The following is a 26,348-nucleotide window of genomic DNA, read 5'->3' on the forward strand; positions in this document are numbered from 1 at the left end:
AATCAGCGTTGCGTGACGAAATCCACCCGGTCAAGATTGATGGCGGTCACGTTGACGGTCACATCCAGCTCCACGCTGTAGGTGCGTCTTTCCCGGCGCAAAAAGAAGAACAGAAACGCTTCTTTACGCACCGCTTCTTGCGCCTGAACAACCTGCACATCCTGTGGCTCAATACGCAGTAAGATATGCGGTGAGGCTTTCATCACCGCGGCCTGAACGTGGTTGAGGGCGTCGGCAAAGGCGCGCGCTTTGGCGTCGCCCTTCCCCTTCACTCTCACCGTGGTTGTGAACTGTTCTTTCATGCTTATGCGCCGTATTTCTTCTGCCACGCCTGCACCAGACGCTCGCCCAGCTCTTCTTTATCCATAAAGCCAAAGCCCAGCACGTTGCAGCCTTCGTTGATGGCGGTCACGCCCTCTTCCACGGAACGCATGCCGTATTTGGCCTTGTAGCCATATTTGGTTTGGGCGGTGATGGCGCCCGCGCCGCCGCTGCCGCAGAAGGAGATGCCGAAGGTGGCGTTTTCGGCTTTCATCACGTCGCCGAGCTTCATGTCTGCCGCCATGCCCGGTACGACAACCGCGCGTCCACCTGCTTTTTCCACACCGGCCGCCACCTTCTGACCTTTACCCAGGCGATCGCCAATCACGACTGTAATCTGTTCCATGTGTTGCTCCTTAAAGGTTGTCTTTCGCGACTTCAAAGTGAACGGAGAGCAGCCAGGCTTCTTCATCAGGAAGGTTGCCAAACTGCGCCACCACTTCACGGGCAAGCCGCATTGAATCCGGTGAAATTTCGTCAAACAGCTCTGCTTCAACCTCCGGCAGCGGCTCGCCGGTCACGGACCGGTGCGCCATGGCGCGCACGTGGGAAGTAAGCATCTGCTCCTGTACCGCATTGGGGATGATGTTGTTCCGGGCCAGCAGGGCATAAACCTGCTGCAGCATGGTGTTCGCGAGCTGTTCTGTTTGCTCTGCCTGTTCCCCAACGTCGTTCATTACCGCTCCGTTAATCACTGGTCTTACCCCGTTAATGGCTCTGGAATAAAACTAACGTTGGGGGGGAATTGTTTGTAGCGAGTTGTTTTCCACTTCGAAGTGGAAAGGGGAGCCGCAGCAGTGATCTGTGCCACATAAATACGGTGAATCTGGATTAATCACGGCATTTGCGTGATTAATATCACGTATTCCAGCGGCAAAACGCGCGCCGGGGAAACGAAAACGTTCAGGCGTGGTGACGCAAAAATGTGATGGCGATAGGGTTTACTTATTACTGCGCAAAAAAAAACGGGGGCCACTGGCCCCCGCTGGTTGTTTGTCAGATGCGCGATCGGTTAACGGTATTTCTTGTGATACGTATTACGGGTCGTCACAAACTGCTCGGCCGCCGCCTGGGCTTCCTTCACTTTGCCTTCGTTAGCGAGCTTCAGCGCGCCGTCGATCTGGCCGACCAGCACGTCAAAGCCGTGGCGGTAGTCTTTCATCTCTGCACTGTCTGCCGCTTTGCTTTCCAGTTTAGGAGGCGTCGCTTTTTGTGCGTCCAGCGCCGCTTCACGCATTTTGGTCAGCGCGTCTTTCATTTCCGCCGCATTGTCGGTTTTCTGCACCACCTTCAGGTTTTGCCCGAGGATGCCCATGTCGTCTTCAAGATCGGCAGCAAACGCAGAAGAGCCAAGAACCAGCGTTGAAGCCGCGACGATCGCTAACAGATGTTTACGCATTGCTCACTTCCTTTTTTATTATTAACAAAACGCTATCTCTATTGTCCGGCGATTTTCATTTCCGGGAGTAATACAGAACCACACTGTATATTGCTGCGTGTTTCAATATCGTTACCGACCGTAACGATATTGCGCCACATATCCTTCAGATTGCCAGCGATGGTAATTTCGCTCACCGGATACTGGATTTCGCCGTTTTCAACCCAGAAGCCCGCCGCGCCGCGAGAGTAATCGCCGGTGATGCCGCTGACGCCCTGACCCATCAGCTCGGTCACCACCAGACCGGTGCCCATCTCTTTCAGCATCTGCTCAAAGTTGAGGCCCTGCCCGGCAATGCGCCAGTTGTGAATGCCGCCCGCGTGCCCGGTGCTTTTCAGCCCCAGCTTGCGCGCGGAGTAGTTGGTCAGAAGCCACTGGGTCAGAATGCCGTCTTTCACGATGTCACGACGCTCGGTGCGCACGCCTTCGCTGTCGAACGGCGTGGAGGCCAGGCCTTTCAGCAGGTGCGGATGCTCTTCGATGGTGAGCCATTCCGGCAGGATCTGCTTGCCCAGCGAGTCGAGCAGGAAGGTCGATTTACGGTAAACGGAGCCGCCCGCGATAGCGCCCACCAGATGGCCAAACAGGCCGGTCGCCACTTCGTTGGCAAAAATCACCGGGGCTTTCATGGTGGAGAGCTTGCGCGGCGACAGGCGAGACAGCGTGCGTTCGGCACACTCTTTGCCTACCCACTCCGGAGACTGCAAATCCCCCAGCGCGCGGCCAATGGTATAGGCGTAGTCGCGCTCCATGTCACCGTTCTCTTCGGCGATGACGCAGCTGGAGAGCGAGTGGCGGGTAGAGCAGTAGCCCTGCAGCATGCCGTGGCTGTTGCCGAAGACTTTGATGCCGTAGTGGCTGTTAAAGCTGCCGCCTTCGGTATTGGTGATGCGCTTGTCGGCCTGCAGGGACGCCTGCTCGGCGCGCGCGGCCAGCTCGATCGCTTCGTCCGGCGTCACTTCCGCCGGATGGAACAGGTCGAGATCCGGCGCCTCAAACGCCAGCAGATCTTTATCCGCCACGCCGGCGTAAGGATCCGGCGAGGTATAACGGGCGATATCCAGCGCGGCCTGCACCGTACGGGCGATGGCATCCGGACTGAGATCGGTGGATGACGCACTGCCTTTGCGATTCTGGTGGTATACCGTGATACCCAGCGCGCCGTCGCTGTTGAATTCAACATTCTCCACTTCGCCATAGCGGGTGCTCACGCTAATGCCGGTGGTTTTGCTGACCGCCACTTCGGCGCCATCTGATTTTTCTGAAGCAAGCATCAGCGCGGTGGAGACGGCTTCTTCCAGAATCTTACGCTGCGCTTCAACTTGTGAGGTTACTTTCATCGCAAATGCCATACTGTAAGAGAGAGTTAACTGAAGTCTAACAGAGAACCGTTTTTCAGTGCGCGTCTTAACTGGTAACATTAGCCTCTTTTTTTAAGGAGCCTGACATGACTAAGCAGCCCGAAGACTGGCTCGACGACGTTCCCGGTGATGACATCGAAGACGAAGATGATGAGATCATCTGGGTCAGTAAAAGTGAAATTAAACGTGACGCCGAAGAGTTAAAACAGCTTGGCGCGGAAATGGTAGAACTGGGTAAAAACGCGCTGGATAAGATCCCGCTCGACCAGGATCTGCGCGATGCCATTGAACTGGCACAGAAAATCAAAAAAGAAGGCCGTCGTCGCCAGCTTCAGCTTATCGGGAAAATGCTGCGTCAGCGCGATGTTGATCCGATCCGCCAGGCGCTGGATAAGCTGAAAAACCGCCACAACCAGCAGGTTGCGCTGTTCCACAAGCTGGAGCAGATCCGCGATCGTCTGATTGAACAGGGTGATGACGCCGTACCGGAAGTGCTGAATCTGTGGCCGGATGCCGACCGCCAGCAGCTGCGTTCCTTGATCCGCAACGCGAAGAAAGAGAAAGAAGGGAATAAGCCGCCGAAGTCTGCGCGCCTGATTTTCCAGTATCTGCGCGAGCTGTCTGAGAACGAAGAGTAATCCGTTCCCCTCACCCCGAAGGGGCGAGGGGGAAAAGAACGTAGGCCCGGTAAGCGCTAGCGCCACCGGGCTTTTTTTTACGCTTCGGCGGCCGCTTCCGCTTTCTTCGCCAGCCCGTCCAGCAGCTTCTGATGGATCCCACCAAAACCGCCGTTGCTCATCACCAGAATATGGTCGCTGGGCTGAGCGGCTTTCACCACCATATCCGCGAGCACATCCACATCCGCACTCCAGTGCGCAGGCTGGATGCAGGCATCGGCCACTTCCGCCACCTGCCACGGAATATGCTGCGGCTGCAGCAGGAAGACTTCATCGGCACGTCCTAACGACGGCGCGAGATCGTCTTTGCAGATGCCCATCTTCATGGTGTTCGAGCGCGGTTCCAGCACCGCCAGAATGCGCGCGGTACCGCCAACTTTGCCACGCAGGGCGGCAAGCGTCGCCAGAATGGCCGTTGGGTGGTGCGCGAAATCGTCATACACGGTGACGCCGTGGGCTTCACCGCGCAGTTCCAGACGGCGGCGGGCATTGATAAACGAACCCAGCGCATTCGCCGCATCCGCAGGCTGAACGCCCACGTGACGCGCTGCCGCAATCGCCATCAGGCCGTTGTGCATGTTGTGTTCGCCCACCAGGCCCCACTTCACCTCGCCCACTTTTTCGCCGTCGAGCAGCAATTCCCACTCGGAGGCATCGGCGTTGAGTTTCTTCGCCTGCCAGTGGCCCTGCTCGCCCACCAGCTCCTGCTCGCTCCAGCAGCCCATTGCCAGGGTCTGCTTCAGGTTGATGTCGTTTTCCGGCAGGATGATGCGGCCCTGGCCCGGAACAATGCGCACCAGGTGGTGGAACTGTTTCTGAATGGCTTTCAGATCGTCAAAAATATCCGCGTGGTCAAACTCAAGGTTGTTGAGGATCAGCGTGCGCGGGCAGTAGTGCACGAACTTGGAGCGCTTGTCGAAGAACGCGCAGTCATACTCGTCGGCTTCGATCACAAAGAACGGGCTGTCTCCCAGACGCGCAGAGACGTCGAAATTACCCGGTACGCCGCCGATGACGAAGCCCGGCTTGTAGCCGCAGGCTTCGAGGATCCAGGTCGCCATGCCCGCGGTGGTCGTTTTGCCGTGGGTACCGGCAACGGCAACCACCCAGCGGTCGCGCAGGACGAAGTCATGCAGCCACTGCGGGCCGGACATGAACGGAATATTGCGTTCCAGTACCGCCTCAACGCACGGATTGCCGCGGGTCATGGCGTTGCCAATAATCACCAGGTCCGGCTCGGGATCCAGCTGGCTGGCATCGTAGCCCTGAATAAGAGAGATGCCCTGTTTCTCCAGAAGTGTGCTCATTGGCGGATACACATTGGCGTCCGAACCTGTCACCTCATGGCCCAGCGAGCGCGCCAGCATTGCCAGTCCGCCCATGAAAGTGCCACAAATCCCCAATATATGAATGCGCATACGTCACTATCCTTCTTCAATGTGGCGCACATTTTACTCACATGTTAGCGGCTGTGAAACGCATTTCAGGTAAATCCGTATGTTGCTGGCGCGATTCACCTCTGCGCTACTATTTGAATATTTGTTAAGATTGTTGGGCTTTAGTCGTTTTAGTGAACATACAATCGCTCTACTCACAAAGATGCAGGGAAAGTGTTATGAAAACGTTAGGTGAATTTATTGTCGAAAAGCAGCACGAGTTCTCTCATGCTACCGGTGAACTCACTGCTTTACTGTCGGCAATAAAGCTGGGCGCTAAGATCATCCACCGTGATATCAACAAGGCCGGTCTGGTCGATATCCTGGGTGCCAGCGGTGCCGAGAACGTTCAGGGCGAGGTTCAACAGAAACTCGATCTGTTCGCAAATGAAAAACTGAAAGCTGCACTGCGCGCGCGCGACATCGTTGCGGGTATCGCCTCCGAAGAAGAAGATGAAATTGTTGTTTTCGAAGGGTGTGAACACGCGAAATACGTTGTTCTGATGGATCCGCTCGACGGCTCCTCCAACATTGATGTTAACGTTTCTGTCGGTACCATTTTCTCCATCTACCGCCGCGTCACGCCTGTTGGCACGCCGGTGACCGAAGAAGATTTCCTGCAGCCGGGCATTAATCAGGTTGCTGCCGGTTACGTCGTCTATGGCTCCTCCACCATGCTGGTCTACACCACCGGTTGCGGGGTACACGCCTTTACGTACGATCCTTCCCTGGGCGTTTTCTGTCTGAGCCAGGAACGCATGCGCTTCCCGGAGAAGGGCAATACCTACTCCATTAACGAAGGTAACTACATCCGCTTCCCGAACGGCGTGAAGAAGTACATCAAATTCTGCCAGGAAGAAGATAAAGCGACGCAGCGCCCGTACACGTCCCGCTATATTGGCTCTCTGGTCGCGGATTTCCACCGTAACCTGCTGAAAGGCGGCATCTACCTCTACCCAAGCACCGCCAGCCACCCGGACGGGAAACTGCGTCTGCTGTACGAATGCAACCCGATGGCGTTCCTGGCCGAACAGGCGGGCGGTAAGGCGAGCGACGGTAAAGAGCGTATTCTGGAGATCGTGCCGGAAAGCCTTCACCAGCGCCGTTCGTTCTTCGTCGGCAACAACCACATGGTTGAAGACGTTGAACGCTTTATCCGCGAGTACCCGGACGCGTAATCCCTCTCTTCAGGGGAGCCGATCCGGCTCCCCTGTTCATTTATATATTTTACCGTATAAGTGTTTATAAAAAACACGCTTTAATATTCGCCACTGCTCCTGCATTATTTCCATAACAGTTTGACAGATATTTCGTGGAGCAGAAACGCAATGAAAAATTATTCCCGTGCTAATACCGGCATTGATTTAAATCTTATCCCTGTATTTATTGAAATCGTCCGCTGCGGCAGCATGGCAAAGGCCTCTTTGCGTCTGGAGATGTCACGCCCTGCGGTGAGTCTGGCATTAAAGCGTTTTAATCAACTCTTTGATGAGCCGTTATTTCTCCGCAAAGGCTTATATCTTGAGCCGACTGAAAAAGCATTAGCCTTAACCAGCTCGCTGGAAATATTAATGGGCGAAATTCACGATAATATCGGGGCGCTTAATTCCGGAAGGAATAAAACCCCGGCACAGAACGTACCGGGGCTGGGTAATATTATGCCGCGTTCTGAGTCGTCACTTTGAATGATGACATGGCTTCCATCAGCTGACGCGACTGCTCCTCAAGGGAGCGGGTCGCGGCGGAGGATTGCTGCACCAGCGCCGCATTCTGCTGCGCGGTTTCATCCATCTGGTTTACCGCAATATTCACCTGCTCAATGCCGCGGCTCTGCTCCTGAGACGCGGTCGCAATCTCACGCATCAGTTTGGTCATGCGCAGCACTTCTGTTGCGATCTCATCCATCGTTTCGCCCGCCTGCTGGGCCAGCTCGCTGCCCTCGTTAACGTGGGTTTGCGAATCACTGATAAGGGAACGAATCTCCTTCGCCGCGTCGGCGCTGCGGCTGGCCAGGTTTCGCACCTCGCCCGCGACGACGGCAAACCCGCGCCCCTGCTCGCCCGCGCGCGCCGCCTCTACGGAGGCGTTAAGCGCCAGAATATTGGTCTGGAAGGCAATGCCGTCGATCACGCTCAGGATGTCGGCGATGCGCGCCGAGCTGCCGGAGATATCGCGCATTTTTTCAATCACGTAGCAGACCATTTCGCTGCCGTGATCGGCCGTGTCGGAGACCGACTTCGCCAGCTGGTGCGCCTGCTCGGCGTTATCGGCGTTGAGCTTCACCGTGGCGGTGATCTGTTCCATGCTCGCCGCCGTCTGCTCCAGCGACGTGGCGGTGGATTCCGTTCGCTCGGCGAGATCCCGGTTCCCCAGCGTCAGCTCGCGGCTGCCGGTGTCAATCTGCGCGCTGGCATCGCGTACCCGCAGAACCGAGTTCATCAGCGACTGACGCATCTCCTCAATGACCGCGTTAAGGCGGTTAAACTCCTGGCTCGCGGGCGCGGCCAGCGTATGGGTTAAATCGCCCGCCGCCACGTTCTCCAGCTGAGCAATCGACGCCGAGAGCGGCTTGAGCAGCATATGGCGCAGCGCCAGCCAGGCCAGCACGATAATGCCCGCCGTCAGCAGCGCGGCGACGATAATCAGGATCAGGACGCGGGTTTTACTCGCCTGCACGGCGCTCACTTCCGCCTGACCTCGCGCTTCGCTCCATTTCTGAAACGCCTGCATGTCGTTATCAAACGCTGACGCCAGCGGGATCAGCGTCTTCTCCAGCAGATCGTAATACCCGTCCGCGCTCTGGTCGTTGAGGGTTTTCAGCATCGGGTTGATCCCCTGCTGGTTATACGCCGCCAGGCTGGCTGCCACTTTATCGAGCAGCTGCTGCCCCTGCTCGTCAGCCACGCCGCCGTCGATCACGCCCTTCAGCGTTTTCTGGGCCAGGGCGACTTCCTGATTAATGTTTTTTACCGCGCTGGCCGCATCGTCCAGCATGCCGATTTCCATCATGCGGACGGCCTGACCCGCTTCATTGCGCGCGCGCAGGATCAGCGTATAGCCTGAATTAAGCTGCACCATCTGCTCACCCTGAAGGTGATTAATGCGCTGCAGCGAAGAAGAACTCTGTGTGAGGGCATAAATGCCAATGCCGCTGACAATCAGCAGCAGAAGGGTCATAACGGCCAGTAAAGAGAGCAAGCCGGTACGAATCGATAGCGTTTTCAGCATGATATTATTTCCGGTAGCGAGATATTTCTGGGCATAAAAAAAGAGTATCGGCCGCTACCGGAAAATGTTTAGACTTTCAGCATGTTATCGCTCTGTTACCGATGTGTTCACGCGGGTAACAGGCGAGCTTTGACGGTTCTCCCAGAGCACCGTCAGGCCGCGCTGCAGGGCAATAAAAATAAACAGCAGAATGCCGATGGCGATCTTCGTCCACCAGGAGCTGAGCGTGCCGTCAAAGTTGATATAGGTCTGGATCAGCCCCTGAATCGCCACGCCGAACAGCGTCCCCAGCACCGTCCCCACGCCGCCGCTGAGCAGCGTGCCGCCGATGACCACAGAAGCAATCGCATCCAGCTCCACGCCAACGCCTGCAAGGGCATAGCCCGCCTGGGTATACACCGAGAAGACGATCCCCGCCAGCGTCGCCAGGCCGGTCGAGAGCATATAAATGCGGATGGTGGTGCTGCGGGTCGAGATCCCCATCAGGTTGGCCGACGTGGCGTTGCCGCCAATGGCGTAAACCTGATTGCCAAACCGGGTGCGGTGGGCGAGGAAGATGCCAATCACTACCACGCCCAGCATCAGCAGCCCCATCGCGCTCAGGCGGCCGCCGCCGGGGATTTTCCACGCAAGGCTGGAGAGCGTGTCGTACACCGGATGGTTAATGGGAATCGACTCTTCCGACACCAGGTAGCTCACCCCGCGCAGGAAGAACATCCCCGCGAGGGTAATGATAAACGCCGGAATTTTTAACGCGTCGATCAGCAGCCCCATAAAGGCGCCAAACGCGCAGCCCATCACCAGCACCAGCGGGAACGCCAGCAGCGGTGAGATGCCCCAGAAGCCGATCGCTTTCGCGAGGAACACGCCCGTAAACGCGATCACCGAGCCGACGGAGAGGTCGATCCCGCCGGAGAGGATCACAAAGGTCATGCCGACGGCGATGATGCCTAAAAAGGCGTTATCGGTCAGGATATTGCAGATCACGCGCGTCGAGGCAAACCCCGGGAACTGGGTCAGGCAGTAGAGATAGCCCAGCACAAACACGCCCAGCGTGATCATTAGCGGTAAATTACGTTTTATCATGGCCACGGATCCCCTTAATGATGCTGACAAAGCGCGGCGACTGGACGATCAGCACGCAGAGCACGACCACCGCTTTCACCACCTGGTTGAGTTCCGGCTGGAATCCCGAAAGCAGGATCCCGGTGTTCATGCCCTGAATGATCAGCGCGCCGATCGCCGAGAGCAGCAGGTTAAAGCGCCCGCCCATCAGCGACCCGCCGCCGATGACCACCGCCAGGATCGCATCCAGCTCCAGCCAGAGCCCGGCGTTGTTGGCATCGGCTCCGCGAATATCCGCCGCGACGATCACGCCGGCGATGGCGGCGCAAATACCGCTCAGCACGTAGGTCAGCATCACCATCAGCCGCGTGTTGACCCCGGCGTTGCGCGCGGCGCGGATGTTGATCCCGACGGCCTCAATGAACATGCCCAGCGCCGTTTTGCGGGTGAAAAGCCAGAACACCACTAGCGTCACCAGGGCAATCATCACCGGCGTCGGGAAGAACAGAAGGTTGCCGCTGCCGAGCCACGCCAGGCTCGGCGAGTTAAAGGTGACAATCTGTCCGGAGGTAATTAGCTGCGCGACGCCGCGCCCGGCCACCATTAAAATGAGCGTGGCGACAAAGGGCTGGATTTTCAGCACCGCCACCAGAATGCCGTTCCATAATCCGGCCAGCACGCCAGTGCCTAAGGCTGCCAGCAGGACCACCGGCAGGCTATGCCCGGCCACGGTCATGGAGGCTGCCGTGGCCCCGGCGATAGCCATCACCGCGCCGACGGAGAGATCAATCCCGCCGGTGGCGATGACCAGCGTCATCCCGATGGCCAGCAGCGCCACGGGCGCGGCGCGGTTTAAAATGTCTATCGGGCTGCCAAACAGGCGGCCATCCTGCACGATAATCTGGAAGAAATGCGGCGCGACCAGGCTATCCACCAGTAAAACCACCAGCAGCGCCGCGATTTGCGGCGTGCCGGTCGGCCAGCTGAAGCGGCGCTTTGACTCACCGGTTTGCGAAAGCGAACGGGACATCACGATTCACTCCTTATGCCGCGATGGCATTCATGATCGCTGGAACGGACAGCTTATCCAGCGGGATCTCTGCCACCTGTTTACGATCGCGCATGATGATGACGCGATCGGCATAGCCCACCAGCTCTTCCAGCTCGGACGAAATGACCAGCAGGGCCAGACCGTCTGCGCACAGGGTTTCGATAAGCCGGATAATTTCGGCGTGCGCCCCTACGTCAATGCCGCGGGTCGGTTCGTCGAGGATCAGGAACTGGGGTTTGGTCAGCAACCAGCGGGAGAGCAGCACTTTCTGCTGGTTACCACCGGAGAGGAACTCGATGGGCTGTTCCGCGCTCGGGGTGCGGATGCCGAGCTGGCGGATAAAGCGCTCAGCAATGGCGTTCTGCTCTTTGCGTGGGATCGGCCGCAGCCAGCCGCGCTGCGCCTGAAGCGCCAGAATGATATTTTCCCGCACCGAGGCGGCGGCAATAATGCCGTCCGTTTTCCGGTCCTCCGGGCAGAAGCCGACGCCCAGGCAGGAGGCCTGATGCGGCGATCGCAGGGTTTGCGGTTTGCCCTTGATCAGCGCGCTGCCGCTGTCGGCGGGCTTGATCCCGAAGATCACCTCGGCGGTCTCGGTTCGGCCCGAGCCCAGCAGGCCCGCCAGCCCGACAATTTCGCCCGGCCGCACCTCAAGGTTAAATGGCGAGATGACCCCTTTTTTGCCGTAATCGCTGAACGCGGCGACCGGCTTCTCGCTCAGCAGCGTGCGGCCCGCGCGCTGAAGGGCGTTGGTCTCCAGCTCGCGGCCCAGCATCATTTTGACCAGCTCGATCTGCGGCAGCTCGCGGGTTTCACGGCAGCCGACAAAGCTGCCGTTGCGCAGCACCGTAATGCGGTCGCTCACCTCGTACACCTGATCGAGGAAGTGGGTAACGAAGATCAGGCTGACGCCCTGATCGCGCAGCTGGCGCATCAGGGTAAAGAGCATTTCCACCTCCTGGGTATCGAGGCTGGCGGTGGGTTCGTCGAGGATCAGCACCTTTGCCGAGAGATCGATCGCGCGGCAAATGGCGACGATCTGCTGCATCGCCACGGAAAAGCGGTTCAGCGGCTCGCGAACGTCGAGAGAGAAGCCGTAGGATTCCATCAGCTTTGTCGCCCGCGCCTCCATCTCTTTACGGCGCAGCAGGCCAAAGCGTCGTGGCTCACGGCCAATAAACAGGTTATCCGCCACCGACATATTCGGCAGCAGGTTCACTTCCTGGTATACCGTCCCGATCCCCAACTGCTGGGCATGGGCGGTGTTTTTTGGCGAAATGGCGTTACCTTCCAGCCAGATGGTGCCACGGTCGGCGTGATAAACGCCGGTCAGAGATTTAATCAGCGTCGATTTTCCCGCGCCGTTTTCCCCCAGCAGCGCCATGATCTCCCCGCGCCGCAGGCTGAAATCAACGTTATCCAGCGCCTTTACGCCGGGGAAGAATTTACTCAAGCCCTCTGTGCGGAGGATTTCCTGGTGTTGTTCAGTGGTCATGGTTTCCCCCTGCATCAAGCCGGATGGCGCTACGCTTATCCGGCCTACAAAAGAGCGTATCGTAGGCCGGGTAAGCGCAGCGTCACCCGGCATGTTCAGACAGGCTTAGTAGCCCATATTTTTCTTCTTCTCTAACTCTTCTTTCGCCGTGTCAGGCAGGTAGAGCGTGGATTTGGTGACCGTCACTTTCTCCGGCATCGTGCCGTCTTTCTTGAATTTCTCCAGCGCGTCGAATGCCGGGCCGGCCATGTTTGGCGTCAGCTCCACGCTGGCGTTGGCTTCGCCGTCGATCATCGCTTTGTAGATATCAGGCACGCCGTCGATAGAGCCGGTGAGGATATCCTTGCCCGGCTTCAGGCCCGCTTCTTTAATTGCCTGAATCGCGCCGATCGCCATGTCATCGTTGTGGGCGTAAACCATGCAGATGTTCTTGCCGTTGTTTTCAGCCTTAATGAAGCTCTCCATCACCTCTTTACCTTTGCTGCGGGTAAAGTCGCCGGACTGAGAGCGGATAATCTTGATGTTTGGCGCTTTCGCGATGGCTTCAGCAAAGCCTTTTTTACGGTCGATGGCCACGCTCGCCCCGACGGTGCCCTGCAGTTCAACAACGTTACACGGCTTGCCGTCGACCTGTTTTATCAGCCAGTCGCCAATTAACTGCCCTTCCAGCACGTTGTTGGCCGTCACGGTGGTCATATAGAGAGATTTGTCTTTGACGTCGATGGAACGATCGAGCAGGAAGACCGGGATTTCAGCGTCTTTCGCTTCCTTCAGGACGGGTTCCCAGCCGGTCGCCACGACGGGTGCAATAAAGATGGCATCCACGCCCTGGGCGATAAAGGAGCGCACGGCTTTGATCTGATTCTCTTGTTTTTGCTGGCCATCGGCGATTTTCAGGGTAATGCCGCGTTTCTGAGCTTCGCTTTTCGCCACGTTGGTTTCTGCCGCTCGCCAGCCAGATTCAGAGCCGACCTGCGAAAAACCTACGGTTAAGGGAGCGGCCATCGCCATAGACGACATGGCTGCCGAAACTGCTGTGACAAGGAGTAAGCGCTTCCACATATGAACGTCCTCGTAGGGTGAGTTATTGTTGGTTAAAAGATGTTCTGCGGAATGACTATAGCCCATGAAATATGTAACGAATTGCGTTACATCACACTTCAGAAAAGTGAATAAAACGTTAATCACAAGTTTGTAATCGCTTTCATTTCTCCATGAAAAATGCGGCTGAGTTTATGGATTTTTCTGTCATGGAATCGGTCTGAAAAGTGGGAAGAACGTGGAGAGAAGGCGAAAACAGGCGGAGACATTCAGCGCGAGTTGGCTATAATACCTGCCACTTGTTTACCATCCATTTTAAAGGACACCGACATGAGCTTACTCAACGTCCCAGCGGGTAAAGAACTGCCAGAAGACATCTACGTAGTTATCGAAATCCCGGCTAACGCAGATCCGATCAAATACGAAGTGGACAAAGAGAGCGGCGCCCTGTTCGTAGACCGCTTCATGTCTACCGCGATGTTCTATCCGTGCAACTACGGTTACATCAACCACACCCTGTCTCTGGACGGTGACCCGGTTGACGTACTGGTCCCAACGCCATACCCACTGCAGCCAGGCGCAGTGATTCGTTGCCGTCCCGTTGGCGTGCTGAAAATGACCGACGAATCCGGTGAAGATGCGAAGCTGGTTGCGGTACCGCACACCAAGCTGAGCAAAGAGTACGATCACATCAAAGATGTGAACGACCTGCCAGAGCTGCTGAAAGCGCAGATCACTCACTTCTTCGAGCACTACAAAGACCTCGAAAAAGGCAAGTGGGTTAAAGTTGACGGCTGGGACAACGCAGAAGCAGCGAAAGCGGAAATCATCGCCTCTTTCGAACGCGCTGCTAAGAAGTAATTCTTACTGCCAGACACAAAAAACAACGCCACCTTACGGTGGCGATGTCGTTTTTCAGTACTGGTCTCTGTCTAACCAGTTACCGCTTACGATCCGCGTTAACCCGTCGACTGGACGCTGGTAGACATACATCCACGCACTTCCGTACGGCGTCTGGATCAACTGGCGTGCGTATTCACCGCCCCTGGTGCGCAAGGCATCAAGTTCGGCAAGCGTCGCGTTATCAATACGATAAACTTCACCCTGTACTGTTCCTTCACCCGGAACCGCGCCTGGATAGTGGCCCAGGCTGTACAACTGGTAGTTCTCGATATTGTAATTCCCCAGTAGCTGGGCATTGGTCATCCAGTGACTGTTGCCTTGCCTGGTTCGTAAACTGCCGTAGACAAATATTCGCATTGCTAAAACTCAAACTGATAGAGCAGATCAAGTGCCTGGTCTACGCCGGACACTGCTTCCAGATATAGCTTAGGCATCAGGCGATAGCGTAACGTGAGTGTTGCCAGTGAGTCAAAGATCCCCACACCATATTTTACCTGCAGACCCGGCAGTACATAGCCGCTGACCACCACCTGCGAGGAGTCACCCACGCCCTGGGTGTCCAGCGCCAGATTGCTTACGCCGAACGTCTCGCCGATTTTACCCACAACCTGCCCACTTTGTGCAACCCCCAGCCCCACTAACATCGAAGTCATCGCCGCGCTGTCGCTCTGACCGCTGTCGAGACCTTGACCACGCAGCAGGTAAGAGAGGGCTTCCTGCTGGGACATCGCCGGGTCAGAGAAGATCTCCGCCTTCGGTTCGTCGGCGGAACCGGTGACGCGTACCCCGGCAATGACGTCGTTTTCCGTCGCTTCCGGGTTACGAATCGCTTCAATGTTCAGCAAGGGTTGATCCGGTGGACCGGAGAACAGCAGCTCGCCTTTACGGACAATCAGATCCTGACCATAGGCGTGGAATCGCCCTTCAGGGATATTGATCTGCCCGTTCAGGCCAAGCCCTTGTTTATCCTGCGCCACCTTCAGGTCGCCCGTAAGCCTCGCCTTCAGCCCAAACGCATCCAACCGCACGTTATTCCCCACGTGCACGATAAGGTTACTATTAATCGGTATGCCCGCGCTCTTCTGTTCGACCGGTTTCAGATTTTCATTGAGCATAACTTCATCACTTGAGACGCCGACCGCACTTTCCGGCACGTCGTGAACCACGATGCGCGCCCACGGCACGTCAACGCGACCGTCAAGCGTGAAGAGGCTTGGCGTAGCTTCAAAGACCACATCAGGCGAGACGTCCAGGCGCACCATTGGCGGTACGGTGATGCGCACCTTACTGCCCTTCGCGGCAATACGGGCGCGCCAGTTGTCGAGCTGGCTCCAGTCCGCGTCGCCGCTCAGATTGATTTGCCCCTGCTGCGTCAGTACCGATCCGCTCAGCGTCGAGCTCATGCCGTTGAAGTTCATCGCGATCTGGCTGGGCTGCATGTCAAACGGCATAAAGTTGCCGTCAATATCCACGCCGCTGAGGCGCAGCTGGCCGAACAGCTGAGGGCTTTGCGCATTGCCCGCCAGGCGCAGGTTGGCATTTACCATGCCCTCGGCTTTTTCCCCGCGTGCGAAAATCGGGTTCACCATCGCCAGGTTGAAGTTGCGGATAGTGACGTTGCCGCCCAGATTTCGCCGTCCCTGTGGGTCGGTAATTTGAACCTTGCCGTCAAACTGACCGTTGTTGGTGAGACGAATCAGCCAGCCCAGCTCCGCACGGTTGTTATGCAGATCTGCGCTCAGGTTCAGGGTGTCGAAGGCCACCGGCAGCGGCGCGTCATTCACCTCCTGCGTCACCTTCACGTTACGCCCGGACAGCGTGACGCTACCCTGCGGCAGCCCCTCTTTGGTGGTGTCCCAGGCGACATCGGCTTTTCCGCTGAAGACGCCGCTGGCCTGGGTAGTATCCGGCATAAACGGTTTCAGCATCGCCAGATCGAAGCGGTTGAGGTTGATCTGCGCGCGTCCTTCCGCGCCCGCGTCGATGGTCTGCGGCACGCACAGTTCCGCATTCGGGTTGGTCCAGCAGTGCGGCCCAATGCTGATCTTCTGCTCGGCGTTGCGGTAGTCCAGCGCGATGGCGCGCGACAGCGCCAGCGGCCCGACCGGCGTGTTGAAGCGGGTGTTATCCAGCGTCCCTTTCCAGCGCTCCTCTTTGCGGTCGAAGCTGCCGGTCAGGTGAAGCTGGCCGGAGACCGGCTCGCCCTGCACGCGCAGCTGGAGATCGTGCTGCTTTTCGTTCCCTTTGGCGTCCAGGGTCACCAGGTTAATGTTGACGTCCGGCTGAGAAATGCGCTCTACGCGCAGGTTCAGGTTTCCGCCGATCTGGTCAGTGGATTTCACATCCCCTTCCACGCGGACGCGGGCAACGCTCAGCGCCTGCCAGCGCAGGTTATTGGCGGTAATGTCCGCCAGCAGCTGCGGCGCGTCTACCGTGCCGCGCACCTTCAGGAGCCCCTTCGCCGTACCGCCCAGGCCCGGCAGGGCGTTATCCAGATTCGGCGCATCGATGGTGGCGTCCAGATTGAGATCTTTCACCCCCAGCTCGCCTTTGATATCCGCCGTGTTGCGGCCCAGCGCCACGTGCAGACCCGGGATAACCCACTGCAGGTAGCTGTTGCCTTTCACCGATCCTTCAACGTTTACCTTGTTCTGCTTTACGTTCCCGGTGAGCTTAATCTCCGGCACGTCCATCTGCCACGTGCCGCCGTACAGGCTGCCGCGGGTTTTGATCAGGCCATCCAGCTTCGACGGCCAGTCCGGCACCTCTTTGGCGGTGTTAATGCCCGTCAGCTTCAGCTCACCGCGCCAGCTGATCGCCTGCTGCCAGTCGAGCAGCGCGGTCAACTCCGTTTTGCCTTCCAGCGCCGCGACGGTCAGCTTGTCGAGGTTAACCTGCTGTTCGTTGCCCTTCGCATCCAGGGTGATGTTCGCGGGCGGCACGCCCTGCCCCTTCACTGCGGTGCGGAACGAGAGCGTATAGTCGGTCATCTTGCCGCTCAGCTTCAGCTTCAGGTCATCGGCCTGGTACTGTTTTTCGCCGGTGAATGGCCAGTAAAGCTGCTTGCTGACCACCTCAAGATTGAGCGGCAGCCCGGCTTCCGCCAGCTGGGTTTGCGCACGCAGGACCATGTCTACCGGGCCGGAGAGATTGACCCCGACATCCAGCTTCTCGCGCAGCGCCCCGCCCACTTTGACCTTCACCTTCTCGCCTTTGAGCGGGTCAATGTTCAGGGCGCTATTCAGCGTGATATCCACCGGCCAGTTGTCGCGCAGCAGGGCGTTGCCTGACGCGTTCACCGAGCCCTGATTGGTGTCGATATCCAGCGCGTCGAGCTTCATGTTGCCGTCAATGCTGCTGACTTTCAGCAGCATGTTATAGACCGTCAGGTCGGTATCGCCTGTCAGGCGCAGCTGCTCGCCTTTGAACTCTTCAATATTGAGGTTCAGCGGCAGATGCACATCGGTCATTTCCGGCAGGACAGGCTTCGAGAAGAGGTCTTTCAGCGTTTCGCCCAGCGGCTTCTCTTCCGGCTGCGGGTTCTGGATCTTCGGCTCGACGATCTCTTCCTGCGCCACGTCGGCCACTTTCGGCAGCGCGATCAGCAAGCCCTGCAGGGAGGTTGGCGTCAGGGTGAGGTTTTTCTCCTGCCAGCGCAGGCCAGAGCTGAAATCCATCACGGACACGGTGGTGTCGTCGATTTTGATATTGACGTTATCAAGCGCCACCCGATAAAGCGCGATCGGGTACGGCGTGGAGAGATTCAGCGGACCGCTGTCCTCTTCCTCTACCGGCGCAGACTTCGGCATTTTCTTCGAATCTATCGCCACGTTGACGTCTTTTAGCGACAAGTCGTTGACGCAGAGCTTGCTGTCACGCAGACAGCCCAGCTTCACCGCCAGGTGAAACTCCCCGGCGTTCACCGCCACGCCCGGCTGCTCATAGCGGATGTTCTTCAGGCGCAGGTCGCGCCAGCCGCCCGTCACCTGGCCAATCTCCAGCCCCGGCACCCAGCGGTTCGCGGCGTTAAACAGCAGATGCAGCCCGGTCGTCGTTCCTACCAGAAACGCCACCGTACCGAGCAGCAGCACGATAAAAATCAGCACCCCGAGGCTTATCTTCTTCCATAAACTCATAATTCAGGCCCCAGACCGATGTAAAACTGTAATCCGTGTTCTTCTTTGTCGCCCACCGGCACGGCGAAATCGAGCTTAATGGGCCCGACGGGTGACTGCCAGCGTACGCCGACGCCCGCGCCGGTTTTAAAATCGCTGCGGCGGATATCGCTCACCGCTTCGCCGCCGTCGACGAACATGGCGCCCCACCATTTTCCGCTGACGTTGTACTGGTACTCCAGCGAGCCGGTAGCCAGCTTAGAGGCACCGATCAGCTTGCCGTCATCGTCCTTAGGCGCGATGGATTTGTATTTATAGCCGCGGATGCTGCGATCGCCCCCGGCGAAGAAGCGCAGGTCCGGCGGGACCTTGTCGAAGTCGCCGGTTTCAATCCAGCCGAGGTTGCCGCGCACCACAAAGCGGTGTTTGTCATACAGCGTGCGGATCCAGACGTTCTGCGCCTGAATCACCGAGAAATCCACGTCGGAACCCCACATGGTGTTGGAGTAATCGATAGAGTAACGCTGGGAATCGCCCCAGGTCGGCATCAGGCCGCCGCGCGAGCGGGTGCGGCTGATCATCACCCCAGGATAGAGCAGCATGGTGGTGTTGGTGACGTTGGCCTGGGTAAAGTGATCCAGGCTCCAGCGCAGGTTGATGGCGCGCTGCCAGCCGCTGGAGAGATCCCAGTAACGCGACACGGCAAGCGTGGTGGAATCGGACTCGGTATCGTTCAGGTCGGTGCGCTTAAAGCCCCCCTGAACCAGGTAATATTGCTCAAGCGGATTTTTCAGCAGCGGCATTTTATAGCTGAAATCGAGCTGCTGTTCCGGGGCGGAAATGCTGGCGCTGGTGGTCAGGCTATGGCCGTAGGAGTTCATCCACGGCTTTTTCCAGGTGGCCTTCACGCGCGGGCCAACGTCCGTCGAATAGCCCACACCGGTTTCAATGGTGTTCTCGGTGCGCGGCGAAACAACGCCGTGCAGCGGCAACACCTTGGTTTTGCGAGACTTATCAAATTCAGGGGCGACAACCACGGAGTTAAACCAGCCGGTGGCTGAGAGCCGTCGGTTCAGCTCTCCCAGGTCGCTCGACTGGTAGTAATCCCCTTTTTTAAAGGGCACGAGGTTTTGCAGGTACTCTTCACGAATTTGCGACCCTTCGAACGTCACGTCGCCAAAGCGGTAGCGTTCTCCGCTGTCGTAGTCGATATCCCAGAAGGCCTGACGTCGCGCCAGCGCAATGCCCAGCTGGCTTTTATTGAACTGGCTGTCAAAGTAGCCCTTACGCAGGGAAACGCTGGTCAGCTCTTTTTTGAAGTGGTCGTAGTCACCGTGGTTGAGCACGGTGCCGATTTTCGGCCGCGTGCTGAGCAGGTCGAGGTAATCCCGGTCGGTACGCGCCCCGCCGCGCAGGATGACGTTGGTGCCGCCAATCAGCACCGGCTCGCCCGGCGAAACGCGGGCAATAAGCACCTGGCGCCCCTTCTTTGGGGGCGGGCGGAGATCGAAATCAATGGTGGGTTCGTAATACCCCAGCGCTTTTAGTCCTTCACGGATGGCATCATCGACGCGCGCGCGGAAACGCCGGTCCGGCGTCACCTCATCACTCTGGATGGTCGATAGCTGCGCACGCACGTTTTTTTGTAGCGCCCCGGATAACCCCTCAACCTGCAAACGGACATTCGCCGCGCTGGCAATCCCGCTTGTCAGCAACAGACTGACTAAACATAACTGGCGGATTTTTGTCACGTTTTCTCCTGAATATCCCTGTTTCCACCCTGGAAGCAAATGAAGTGCCGCTCCGCGGCAAAATACAGCCTGTTGGCCAAAAACCCGAATCTCGGGTTGAAAATGGGTGTAACACCCAAATATTTCTTATGATTAAATCTAGACTCATTCAGCGCATTTATTGTGTTCAATCAAACGCGCCGTGACAACCTTAACCGAAACATCGCACCCCGGGAGGCCCCACCGTGAGTTTATTCGACAAAAAGCATCTGGTTTCACAAGCAGATGCATTACCGGGACGCAACACCCCTATGCCTGTGGCGACTTTACACGCCGTCAATGGCCATTCCATGACTAACGTTCCTGATGGCATGGAAATCGCCCTGTTCGCTATGGGCTGCTTCTGGGGCGTTGAGCGCCTCTTCTGGCAGCTGCCTGGCGTTTACAGCACGGCAGCCGGCTACACGGGCGGTTACACGCCGAATCCAACCTACCGCGAAGTCTGCTCCGGCGAAACCGGCCATGCGGAAGCGGTACGCGTAGTGTACGACCCGACGGTAATCAGCTACGAACAGCTCCTGCAGGTCTTCTGGGAAAACCACGACCCGGCGCAGGGCATGCGTCAGGGCAACGACCACGGCACGCAGTACCGCTCGGCTATCTATCCGCTCACCCCTGAGCAGAATGCCGCCGCGCGCGCCAGCCTTGAGCGTTTCCAGCAGGCCATGCGTGAAGCGGGCGATACGCGCGAGGTGACCACGGAAATCACCACCGCGAAACCGTTCTACTACGCCGAGGACGATCACCAGCAGTATCTGCATAAAAACCCGTACGGCTACTGCGGAATCGGAGGTATCGGCGTCTGCCTGCCACCACAGCTGGCCTGATTATCAGCCGTTAGATCGTCGCCCGTACCGGGCAGCACCCGCTGTCCGGTCTGTTTTATGTAAAAATGTGACCTCTGGCAGATTTACATCTCTTTACGCTATACTAGCCGCTGAAATAATCGGCTCAACGCTACGAGCTGATGTTCAATGTGTTTCCACACAAATGGTATCAACTCCCCTTCTGAGGATCTGGCGAGAAGCCGGATAAACTATGTTAAACAGTATTTTAGTAATACTTTGTCTGATTGCCGTCAGTGCATTTTTCTCGATATCCGAGATCTCGCTGGCCGCGTCCCGTAAAATCAAACTGAAGCTGCTCGCCGACGAGGGCAACATCAACGCCTCTCGCATTCTCAAAATGCAGGAAAACCCCGGTACGTTCTTTACCGTGGTGCAAATTGGTCTGAACGCGGTGGCTATCCTGGGTGGTATCGTGGGCGATGCGGCGTTTTCCCCGGCGTTTTATAGCCTCTTTGCGCAGTACATGTCCGCCGAACTGGCCGAACAGCTGAGCTTTATCCTCTCCTTCTCGCTGGTGACCGGGCTGTTCATCCTCTTCGCCGACCTGACCCCGAAACGCATCGGTATGATTGCGCCAGAAGCCGTGGCTTTGCGTATCATCAACCCGATGCGCTTCTGCCTGTTTGTGTTCCGCCCGCTGGTGTGGTTCTTCAACGGCCTGGCAAACGTCATTTTCCGCATCTTTAAGCTGCCGATGGTGCGTAAAGATGACATCACCTCTGACGACATTTATGCGGTCGTGGAAGCCGGTGCCCTGGCCGGGGTACTGCGTAAGCAGGAACACGAGCTGATTGAGAACGTATTCGAACTGGAATCCCGTACCGTGCCCTCTTCCATGACGGGCCGTGAAAGCATTATCTGGTTCGATTTACATGAAGATGAGCAGAGCCTGAAGAACAAAGTGGCGCAGCATCCGCACTCCAAGTTCCTGGTCTGTAATGAAGATATTGACCACATCATCGGTTACGTCGACTCCAAAGACCTGCTGAACCGCGTGCTGGCGAACCAGAGCCTGGCGCTGAACAGCGGCGTGCAGATCCGCAATACCCTGATTGTGCCGGACACCCTGACGCTCTCAGAAGCGCTGGAAAGTTTCAAAACCGCCGGGGAAGACTTCGCGGTGATCATGAACGAATACGCGCTGGTGGTGGGTATTATCACCCTCAACGACGTCATGACCACGCTGATGGGCGACCTGGTAGGCCAGGGGCTGGAAGAGCAGATTGTCCAGCGTGACGATAATTCATGGCTGATTGATGGCGGCACGCCAATTGAAGACGTGATGCGCGTGCTGGATATCGACGAGTTCCCGCAGTCCGGAAACTACGAGACCATCGGCGGCTTTATGATGTTTATGCTGCGTAAGATCCCGAAACGCACCGACTCGGTGAAGTTCTCCGGCTACAAGTTTGAAGTGGTGGATATTGATAACTACCGCATCGACCAGCTGCTGGTGACGCGCATCGACAACAAACCGACCGTACTGGTGCCGAAGCTGCCGGATGCGGAAGAGAAGGTATCGGCGTAACGTCGGTCCCCACAAACATCAACGGCTCCCATCGGGAGCCGTTTTTTTAACTACTGCATAGCACGTTGGTTAAGCCATCTCAGTTTGCAGACGCATAACCTGACGGTTGACTTCGGACATCACAGACAGGTGCTGTTTGTCCTTCACTTTTGGGACAAGGATTTTGCCCTTATCAAACTCAAAAGCGCCAACATCCTTGATATACAACCGTCCACGGAACAGGATCTTCACGTACTTCGCCACCTGAAGCGGGTTGTAGCGTTGGAAAATTTTCATTCTTGTATCTCCTGCGAATCATACGCTCTTGCGGTGCCACAATCGGCCCGACTGTCCTGAGCGCAAATTTTAATGCCCAATGACTATAGACCAGAACTACGGTGTTACCCAGTGTGCATAAGTTTATTTACCGTTTGATTACAATTATTCAGAATAATCTTTGCAAAGCGTGACTGAGCGCAGTATAAGCCGTCGTTTTTTCATGGATATGTGCGTTCACCCGCAAAGTGGCATCGGGATTGCGGGAAAACCACATTGATCGCACTTATCATTAAAAGTGCATGACCAAGTGGTCGGATCACCTGCAAACAATAAGGAAACGCCATGACCCTACGTAATATCCTTGCAGCAGCCTGCCTGCTGCTGCCCCTGTGGGCGAGTGCTCACAACATTGAAAAAGGACAACGTGTACCGCCAGTCGGCATTGCTGACCGGGGAGAATTGATTCTCGACAATGATAAGTTTAGCTATAAAGCCTGGAATAGCGCGCAGCTCGCGGGCAAAGTGAGAGTTGTACAACATATTGCCGGTCGTACATCTGCAAAAGAGAAAAATGCCAACCTGGTGGAGGCGATCAAGGCAGCAAAATTCCCACACGATCGTTACCAGACCACCACGATCGTGAATACCGATGACGCCATTCCGGGCTCCGGGATGTTTGTGCGTTCAAGCCTTGAGAGCAATAAAAAGCTCTACCCATGGTCGCAGTTTATCGTCGACAGCAACGGCGTCACCCGTAAGGCCTGGCAGCTGGAGGAAGAGAGCTCTGCGATTGTCGTGCTGGATAAGAACGGCCGCGTACAGTGGGTGAAAGACGGGGCGCTGACCCAGGAAGAGGTGCAGCAGGTTGTCGACCTGCTGCATAAGCTGCTGGCTCAATAAAGAGAGACGCGGAAGCCGGGGTTGAGGAAGGATTCGCGCGGGGTGTAGTCCAGCGGCTTGCCCTGCCAGTCATGAACGTGCGCCCCGGCGGCCGCAGCCACGGCGTGCCCGGCGGCGGTATCCCAGACGTTCGTCGGCCCAAAACGCGGATAGAGCTGAGCTTGTCCTTCCGCCACCAGGCAGAATTTCAGCGATGAGCCAATCGAGGTGGTCTGGTGTTCACCCAGCTGCTGCAGATACTCCTGCAGCTCGCTGTCGCTGTGCGAGCGGCTAATCACCACCAGCGGCGGACGCGCGTCTCGCACCTGGATCTGCTTGCGCACGCCGCACTCTTCTTTCCACGCCTTTCCTTCCGCAGCACTGTACATCACCTTCATGACCGGCGCGTAGACCACGCCCAGCACCGCTTTACCCTTCTCAATCAGGGCGATATTGACGGTGAATTCACCGTTGCGCTTGATGAACTCTTTTGTCCCGTCCAGGGGGTCCACCAGCCAGTAGCGCTGCCAGTGCTGGCGCTCTTCCCAGCTTTGCGGCGCTTCTTCTGACAGGACGGGGATGTCCGGCGTTAAGGCCTGTAACCCTTTCAGGATCACCTTATGCGCCGCGATATCTGCCGCCGTGACCGGAGAGTCGTCCGCTTTGCTGACAACCTCCATGGGTTTACTACCGTCATACACCTGCATGATGGCATCCCCCGCATCCCGTGCGAGCTGACAAATTTTATCTAGCATTTTCCACCTCTTTGTTAACTCAGTGAGGTTAACTCTTTGTTTTAGTTATATCGTAATGTGAACAATTCCGCTATCTGTGAAGCAATTCCGGTTTCAGGTTGCTTTTTTCTGTCAGGATTCACATTTATGTAAGCAACACGTTATAGATACATACTCTTTTGTGGCCTGGATCGAAAAAAGGACTCTTCTGATGATTAAGTTTAGCGCAACGCTCCTGGCGACGCTGATTGCGGCGAGCGTGCAGGCAGCGACGGTCGATTTACGTATTCTGGAAACGACCGATCTGCACAGCAACATGATGGATTTCGATTACTACAAAGATACCCCGACGGAAAAATTCGGACTGGTACGCACGGCAAGTCTGATCAATGCGGCGCGCGGCGAAGTGAAAAATAGCGTGCTGGTCGATAACGGCGATCTCATTCAGGGCAGTCCGCTCGGGGACTACATGGCGACCAGGGGGCTGAAAAAAGGCGAGATCCATCCTGTTTATAAAGCGATGAACACCCTGGACTATACCGTCGGTAACCTCGGCAACCATGAATTCAACTACGGTCTGACATACCTGCATGATGCCCTGGCAGGTGCAAAATTCCCGTACGTTAACGCCAATATCATCGACGTTAAGACCCAAAAGCCGCTTTTTACGCCTTACCTGATTAAAGAGACTGAGGTTGTCGATCAGGACGGGAAAAAACAGACGCTGAAAATCGGCTATATCGGTTTTGTCCCGCCGCAGATCATGACGTGGGATAAGGCCAACCTCGACGGTAAGGTGACCGTTAACGACATCACCGAAACCGCGCGTAAATACGTGCCGGAAATGCGTGAGAAAGGCGCCGATCTGGTGGTCGTTGTCGCCCATTCCGGCCTCTCCGCCGATCCATACCAGGCCATGGCAGAAAACTCCGTTTACTACCTGAGTGAGATTCCGGGCGTTGATGCAATCCTGTTCGGCCACGCCCACGCGGTCTTCCCGGGCAAAGACTTTGCCAGCATTAAAGGGGTGGATATTGAGAAAGGGATGCTTAACGGCGTGCCGTCGGTGATGCCGGGCATGTGGGGCGACCATCTTGGCGTGGTGGATCTGGTGCTGAATAACGACGGCGGCCGCTGGAAGGTCACGCAGTCAAAAGCCGAAGCGCGCCCAATTTACGACGCGGCGGCGAAAAAATCGCTGGCGGCGGAAGATAAAAAACTGGTCGACGTGCTGAAGCACGATCACGACGCCACGCGCGAATTCGTCAGCAAGCCGATCGGCAAATCCGCCGACAGCATGTACAGCTTCCTGGCGCTGGTGCAGGACGATCCGACCGTCCAGGTCGTCAACATGGCGCAGAAAGCCTATGCCGAACACTTTGTGCAGGGCGATCCGGATCTGGCGAAACTGCCGGTACTCTCAGCCGCAGCGCCATTCAAAGTGGGCGGACGTAAGAATGACCCGGCAAGCTATGTGGAGGTCGAAAAGGGCCAGCTCACCTTCCGTAATGCCGCCGATCTCTATCTCTACCCGAATACGCTGGTGGTGGTTAAAGCCACCGGGAAAGAGGTAAAAGAGTGGCTGGAGTGTTCTGCCGGACAGTTTAACCAGATTGACCCACACAGCAGCAAGCCGCAGTCGCTGATTAACTGGGACGGCTTCCGCACCTACAACTTCGACGTGATCGACGGCGTGAACTACCAGATTGACGCCACCCAGCCGGCGAAATATGACGGCGAGTGTCAGGCGATCAACCCGCAGGCGGAGCGCATTAAAAACCTGACCTTCAACGGCAAGGCGATCGACCCGAATGCCACTTTCCTGGTGGTGACCAATAACTACCGTGCCTACGGCGGTAAGTTTGCCGGTACGGGAGATAGCCACATCGCCTTTGCCTCGCCGGACGAGAACCGCTCTGTGCTGGCGGCGTGGATCAGCGCGGAGTCGAAAAAGGCCGGCGAAATTCATCCGGCGGTGGATAACAACTGGCGTCTGGCGCCGATCCACAGCGATACGCCGCTGGATATCCGCTTTGAAACGTCACCGTCCGAGAAGGCAGCCGCGTTTATTAAGGAGAAGGCGCAGTATCCGATGAAACAGGTCGCGACGGATGATATTGGGTTCGCGATTTATCACCTGGATTTAAATAAGTAGCGGCGATTGTGCCGGGTGGCGCTTC

24 protein-coding genes are annotated in these 26,348 nt (G+C 56.9%); 8 read left to right on the plus strand and 16 right to left on the minus strand.

The annotated features are described in order from the left end of the window. Window positions 1-2: 2 nt before the first annotated feature. From ACVCAM_RS21435 to pmbA, 5 genes are all read right to left on the minus strand, one after another. Complete coding sequence (locus ACVCAM_RS21435) at window positions 3-302, minus strand: DUF4312 family protein (RefSeq protein WP_008501409.1); 300 nt, start codon at window positions 300-302, stop codon at window positions 3-5. 2 nt (window positions 303-304) lie between these two features. Beyond that, the gene (locus ACVCAM_RS21440) at window positions 305-667 is read right to left on the minus strand and encodes an SFCGS family glycine-rich protein (RefSeq protein ID WP_023293430.1); all 363 of its coding nucleotides are present in this window, start codon (window positions 665-667) and stop codon (window positions 305-307) included. A gap of 10 nt (window positions 668-677) precedes the next feature. Further along, the gene (locus ACVCAM_RS21445) at window positions 678-1,016 is read right to left on the minus strand and encodes a glycine dehydrogenase (protein WP_025911967.1); all 339 of its coding nucleotides are present in this window, start codon (window positions 1,014-1,016) and stop codon (window positions 678-680) included. Between the two features lie 317 nt (window positions 1,017-1,333). Further along, a complete protein-coding gene (cybC, locus tag ACVCAM_RS21450) occupies window positions 1,334-1,720 on the minus strand; it encodes a cytochrome b562 (protein WP_008501412.1) in 387 nt (128 codons plus the stop codon). 38 nt (window positions 1,721-1,758) lie between these two features. Next, on the minus strand, window positions 1,759-3,111 hold the full coding sequence (pmbA, locus tag ACVCAM_RS21455) for a metalloprotease PmbA (RefSeq protein WP_248245169.1): 1,353 nt from the start codon (window positions 3,109-3,111) through the stop codon (window positions 1,759-1,761). A gap of 95 nt (window positions 3,112-3,206) precedes the next feature. Between pmbA and yjgA the strand changes: the two genes are divergently transcribed. After that, window positions 3,207-3,758, plus strand: a complete 552-nt coding sequence (gene yjgA, locus ACVCAM_RS21460) for a ribosome biogenesis factor YjgA (protein ID WP_008501414.1) — start codon at window positions 3,207-3,209, stop codon at window positions 3,756-3,758. A 77-nt stretch (window positions 3,759-3,835) separates the two neighbouring features. Here the strand turns inward: yjgA and mpl are convergent, their stop codons facing one another. After that, a complete protein-coding gene (mpl, locus tag ACVCAM_RS21465; RefSeq protein WP_447093663.1) occupies window positions 3,836-5,215 on the minus strand; it encodes a UDP-N-acetylmuramate:L-alanyl-gamma-D-glutamyl-meso-diaminopimelate ligase in 1,380 nt (459 codons plus the stop codon). A gap of 197 nt (window positions 5,216-5,412) precedes the next feature. Here mpl and fbp point away from each other — a divergent pair, with 197 nt between their 5' ends. Further along, window positions 5,413-6,411 (plus strand): class 1 fructose-bisphosphatase, encoded by a 999-nt coding sequence (gene fbp, locus ACVCAM_RS21470; protein WP_008501416.1) that lies wholly within the window; start codon window positions 5,413-5,415, stop codon window positions 6,409-6,411. 150 nt (window positions 6,412-6,561) lie between these two features. Next, the gene (locus ACVCAM_RS21475) at window positions 6,562-6,918 is read left to right on the plus strand and encodes a helix-turn-helix domain-containing protein (protein WP_008501417.1); all 357 of its coding nucleotides are present in this window, start codon (window positions 6,562-6,564) and stop codon (window positions 6,916-6,918) included. Here the strand turns inward: ACVCAM_RS21475 and ACVCAM_RS21480 are convergent. The 5 genes from ACVCAM_RS21480 to ytfQ form a co-directional block, all read right to left on the minus strand. Continuing rightward, the gene (locus tag ACVCAM_RS21480) at window positions 6,890-8,461 is read right to left on the minus strand and encodes a methyl-accepting chemotaxis protein (protein ID WP_021240693.1); all 1,572 of its coding nucleotides are present in this window, start codon (window positions 8,459-8,461) and stop codon (window positions 6,890-6,892) included. The genes ACVCAM_RS21475 and ACVCAM_RS21480 overlap by 29 nt on opposite strands. An 84-nt stretch (window positions 8,462-8,545) precedes the next feature. Next, window positions 8,546-9,547, minus strand: coding sequence for a galactofuranose ABC transporter, permease protein YjfF (yjfF, locus tag ACVCAM_RS21485; protein WP_008501419.1), 1,002 nt, complete (start codon window positions 9,545-9,547; stop codon window positions 8,546-8,548). Next, on the minus strand, window positions 9,534-10,559 hold the full coding sequence (ytfT, locus tag ACVCAM_RS21490) for a galactofuranose ABC transporter, ATP-binding protein YtfT (protein WP_021240695.1): 1,026 nt from the start codon (window positions 10,557-10,559) through the stop codon (window positions 9,534-9,536). Before ytfT ends, yjfF begins: the two co-directional genes overlap by 14 nt. 10 nt (window positions 10,560-10,569) lie before the next feature. Continuing rightward, window positions 10,570-12,072, minus strand: coding sequence for a galactofuranose ABC transporter, ATP-binding protein YtfR (gene ytfR, locus ACVCAM_RS21495; protein WP_008501421.1), 1,503 nt, complete (start codon window positions 12,070-12,072; stop codon window positions 10,570-10,572). A 105-nt stretch (window positions 12,073-12,177) separates the two neighbouring features. Continuing rightward, window positions 12,178-13,134, minus strand: a complete 957-nt coding sequence (gene ytfQ / locus ACVCAM_RS21500) for a galactofuranose ABC transporter substrate-binding protein YtfQ (RefSeq protein WP_021240696.1) — start codon at window positions 13,132-13,134, stop codon at window positions 12,178-12,180. A gap of 309 nt (window positions 13,135-13,443) precedes the next feature. Here ytfQ and ppa point away from each other — a divergent pair, with 309 nt between their 5' ends. Continuing rightward, window positions 13,444-13,974, plus strand: a complete 531-nt coding sequence (ppa, locus tag ACVCAM_RS21505) for an inorganic diphosphatase (protein WP_008501423.1) — start codon at window positions 13,444-13,446, stop codon at window positions 13,972-13,974. 54 nt (window positions 13,975-14,028) lie between these two features. Here ppa and ACVCAM_RS21510 read toward each other — a convergent pair whose 3' ends face one another. The 3 genes from ACVCAM_RS21510 to tamA are packed head-to-tail and all read right to left on the minus strand — an operon-like array spanning window position 14,029 to window position 19,882. Continuing rightward, window positions 14,029-14,373, minus strand: coding sequence for a gamma-glutamylcyclotransferase family protein (locus ACVCAM_RS21510; protein ID WP_008501424.1), 345 nt, complete (start codon window positions 14,371-14,373; stop codon window positions 14,029-14,031). Window positions 14,374-14,375: 2 nt separating this feature from the next. After that, window positions 14,376-18,152: an autotransporter assembly complex protein TamB gene (gene tamB / locus ACVCAM_RS21515; RefSeq protein ID WP_407223006.1), complete on the minus strand. Its 3,777-nt coding sequence runs from the start codon at window positions 18,150-18,152 to the stop codon at window positions 14,376-14,378. After that, on the minus strand, window positions 18,149-19,882 hold the full coding sequence (gene tamA / locus ACVCAM_RS21520) for an autotransporter assembly complex protein TamA (protein ID WP_008501426.1): 1,734 nt from the start codon (window positions 19,880-19,882) through the stop codon (window positions 18,149-18,151). Before tamA ends, tamB begins: the two co-directional genes overlap by 4 nt. A 224-nt stretch (window positions 19,883-20,106) precedes the next feature. On the opposite strand from tamA, the gene msrA reads away from it, so the two are divergent. Further along, window positions 20,107-20,748, plus strand: coding sequence for a peptide-methionine (S)-S-oxide reductase MsrA (msrA, locus tag ACVCAM_RS21525; RefSeq protein ID WP_059362863.1), 642 nt, complete (start codon window positions 20,107-20,109; stop codon window positions 20,746-20,748). A 211-nt stretch (window positions 20,749-20,959) separates the two neighbouring features. Next, complete coding sequence (locus ACVCAM_RS21530; protein WP_008501429.1) at window positions 20,960-22,297, plus strand: hemolysin family protein; 1,338 nt, start codon at window positions 20,960-20,962, stop codon at window positions 22,295-22,297. Window positions 22,298-22,366: 69 nt separating this feature from the next. Here the strand turns inward: ACVCAM_RS21530 and ACVCAM_RS21535 are convergent, their stop codons facing one another. Further along, complete coding sequence (locus ACVCAM_RS21535; RefSeq protein WP_008501430.1) at window positions 22,367-22,573, minus strand: DUF1107 domain-containing protein; 207 nt, start codon at window positions 22,571-22,573, stop codon at window positions 22,367-22,369. 324 nt (window positions 22,574-22,897) lie between these two features. Between ACVCAM_RS21535 and ACVCAM_RS21540 the strand changes: the two genes are divergently transcribed. Further along, on the plus strand, window positions 22,898-23,455 hold the full coding sequence (locus ACVCAM_RS21540) for a YtfJ family protein (protein ID WP_008501431.1): 558 nt from the start codon (window positions 22,898-22,900) through the stop codon (window positions 23,453-23,455). Here the strand turns inward: ACVCAM_RS21540 and cysQ are convergent. Next, complete coding sequence (gene cysQ / locus ACVCAM_RS21545; protein ID WP_008501432.1) at window positions 23,449-24,189, minus strand: 3'(2'),5'-bisphosphate nucleotidase CysQ; 741 nt, start codon at window positions 24,187-24,189, stop codon at window positions 23,449-23,451. The two genes, ACVCAM_RS21540 and cysQ, sit on opposite strands and share 7 nt — an antisense overlap. Before the next feature lie 190 nt (window positions 24,190-24,379). Between cysQ and ACVCAM_RS21550 the strand changes: the two genes are divergently transcribed. Then, window positions 24,380-26,323: a bifunctional 2',3'-cyclic-nucleotide 2'-phosphodiesterase/3'-nucleotidase gene (locus tag ACVCAM_RS21550; RefSeq protein WP_407223005.1), complete on the plus strand. Its 1,944-nt coding sequence runs from the start codon at window positions 24,380-24,382 to the stop codon at window positions 26,321-26,323. Window positions 26,324-26,348: the final 25 nt, after the last annotated feature.

Source organism: Enterobacter sp. CFEC122 (assembly GCF_052983755.1).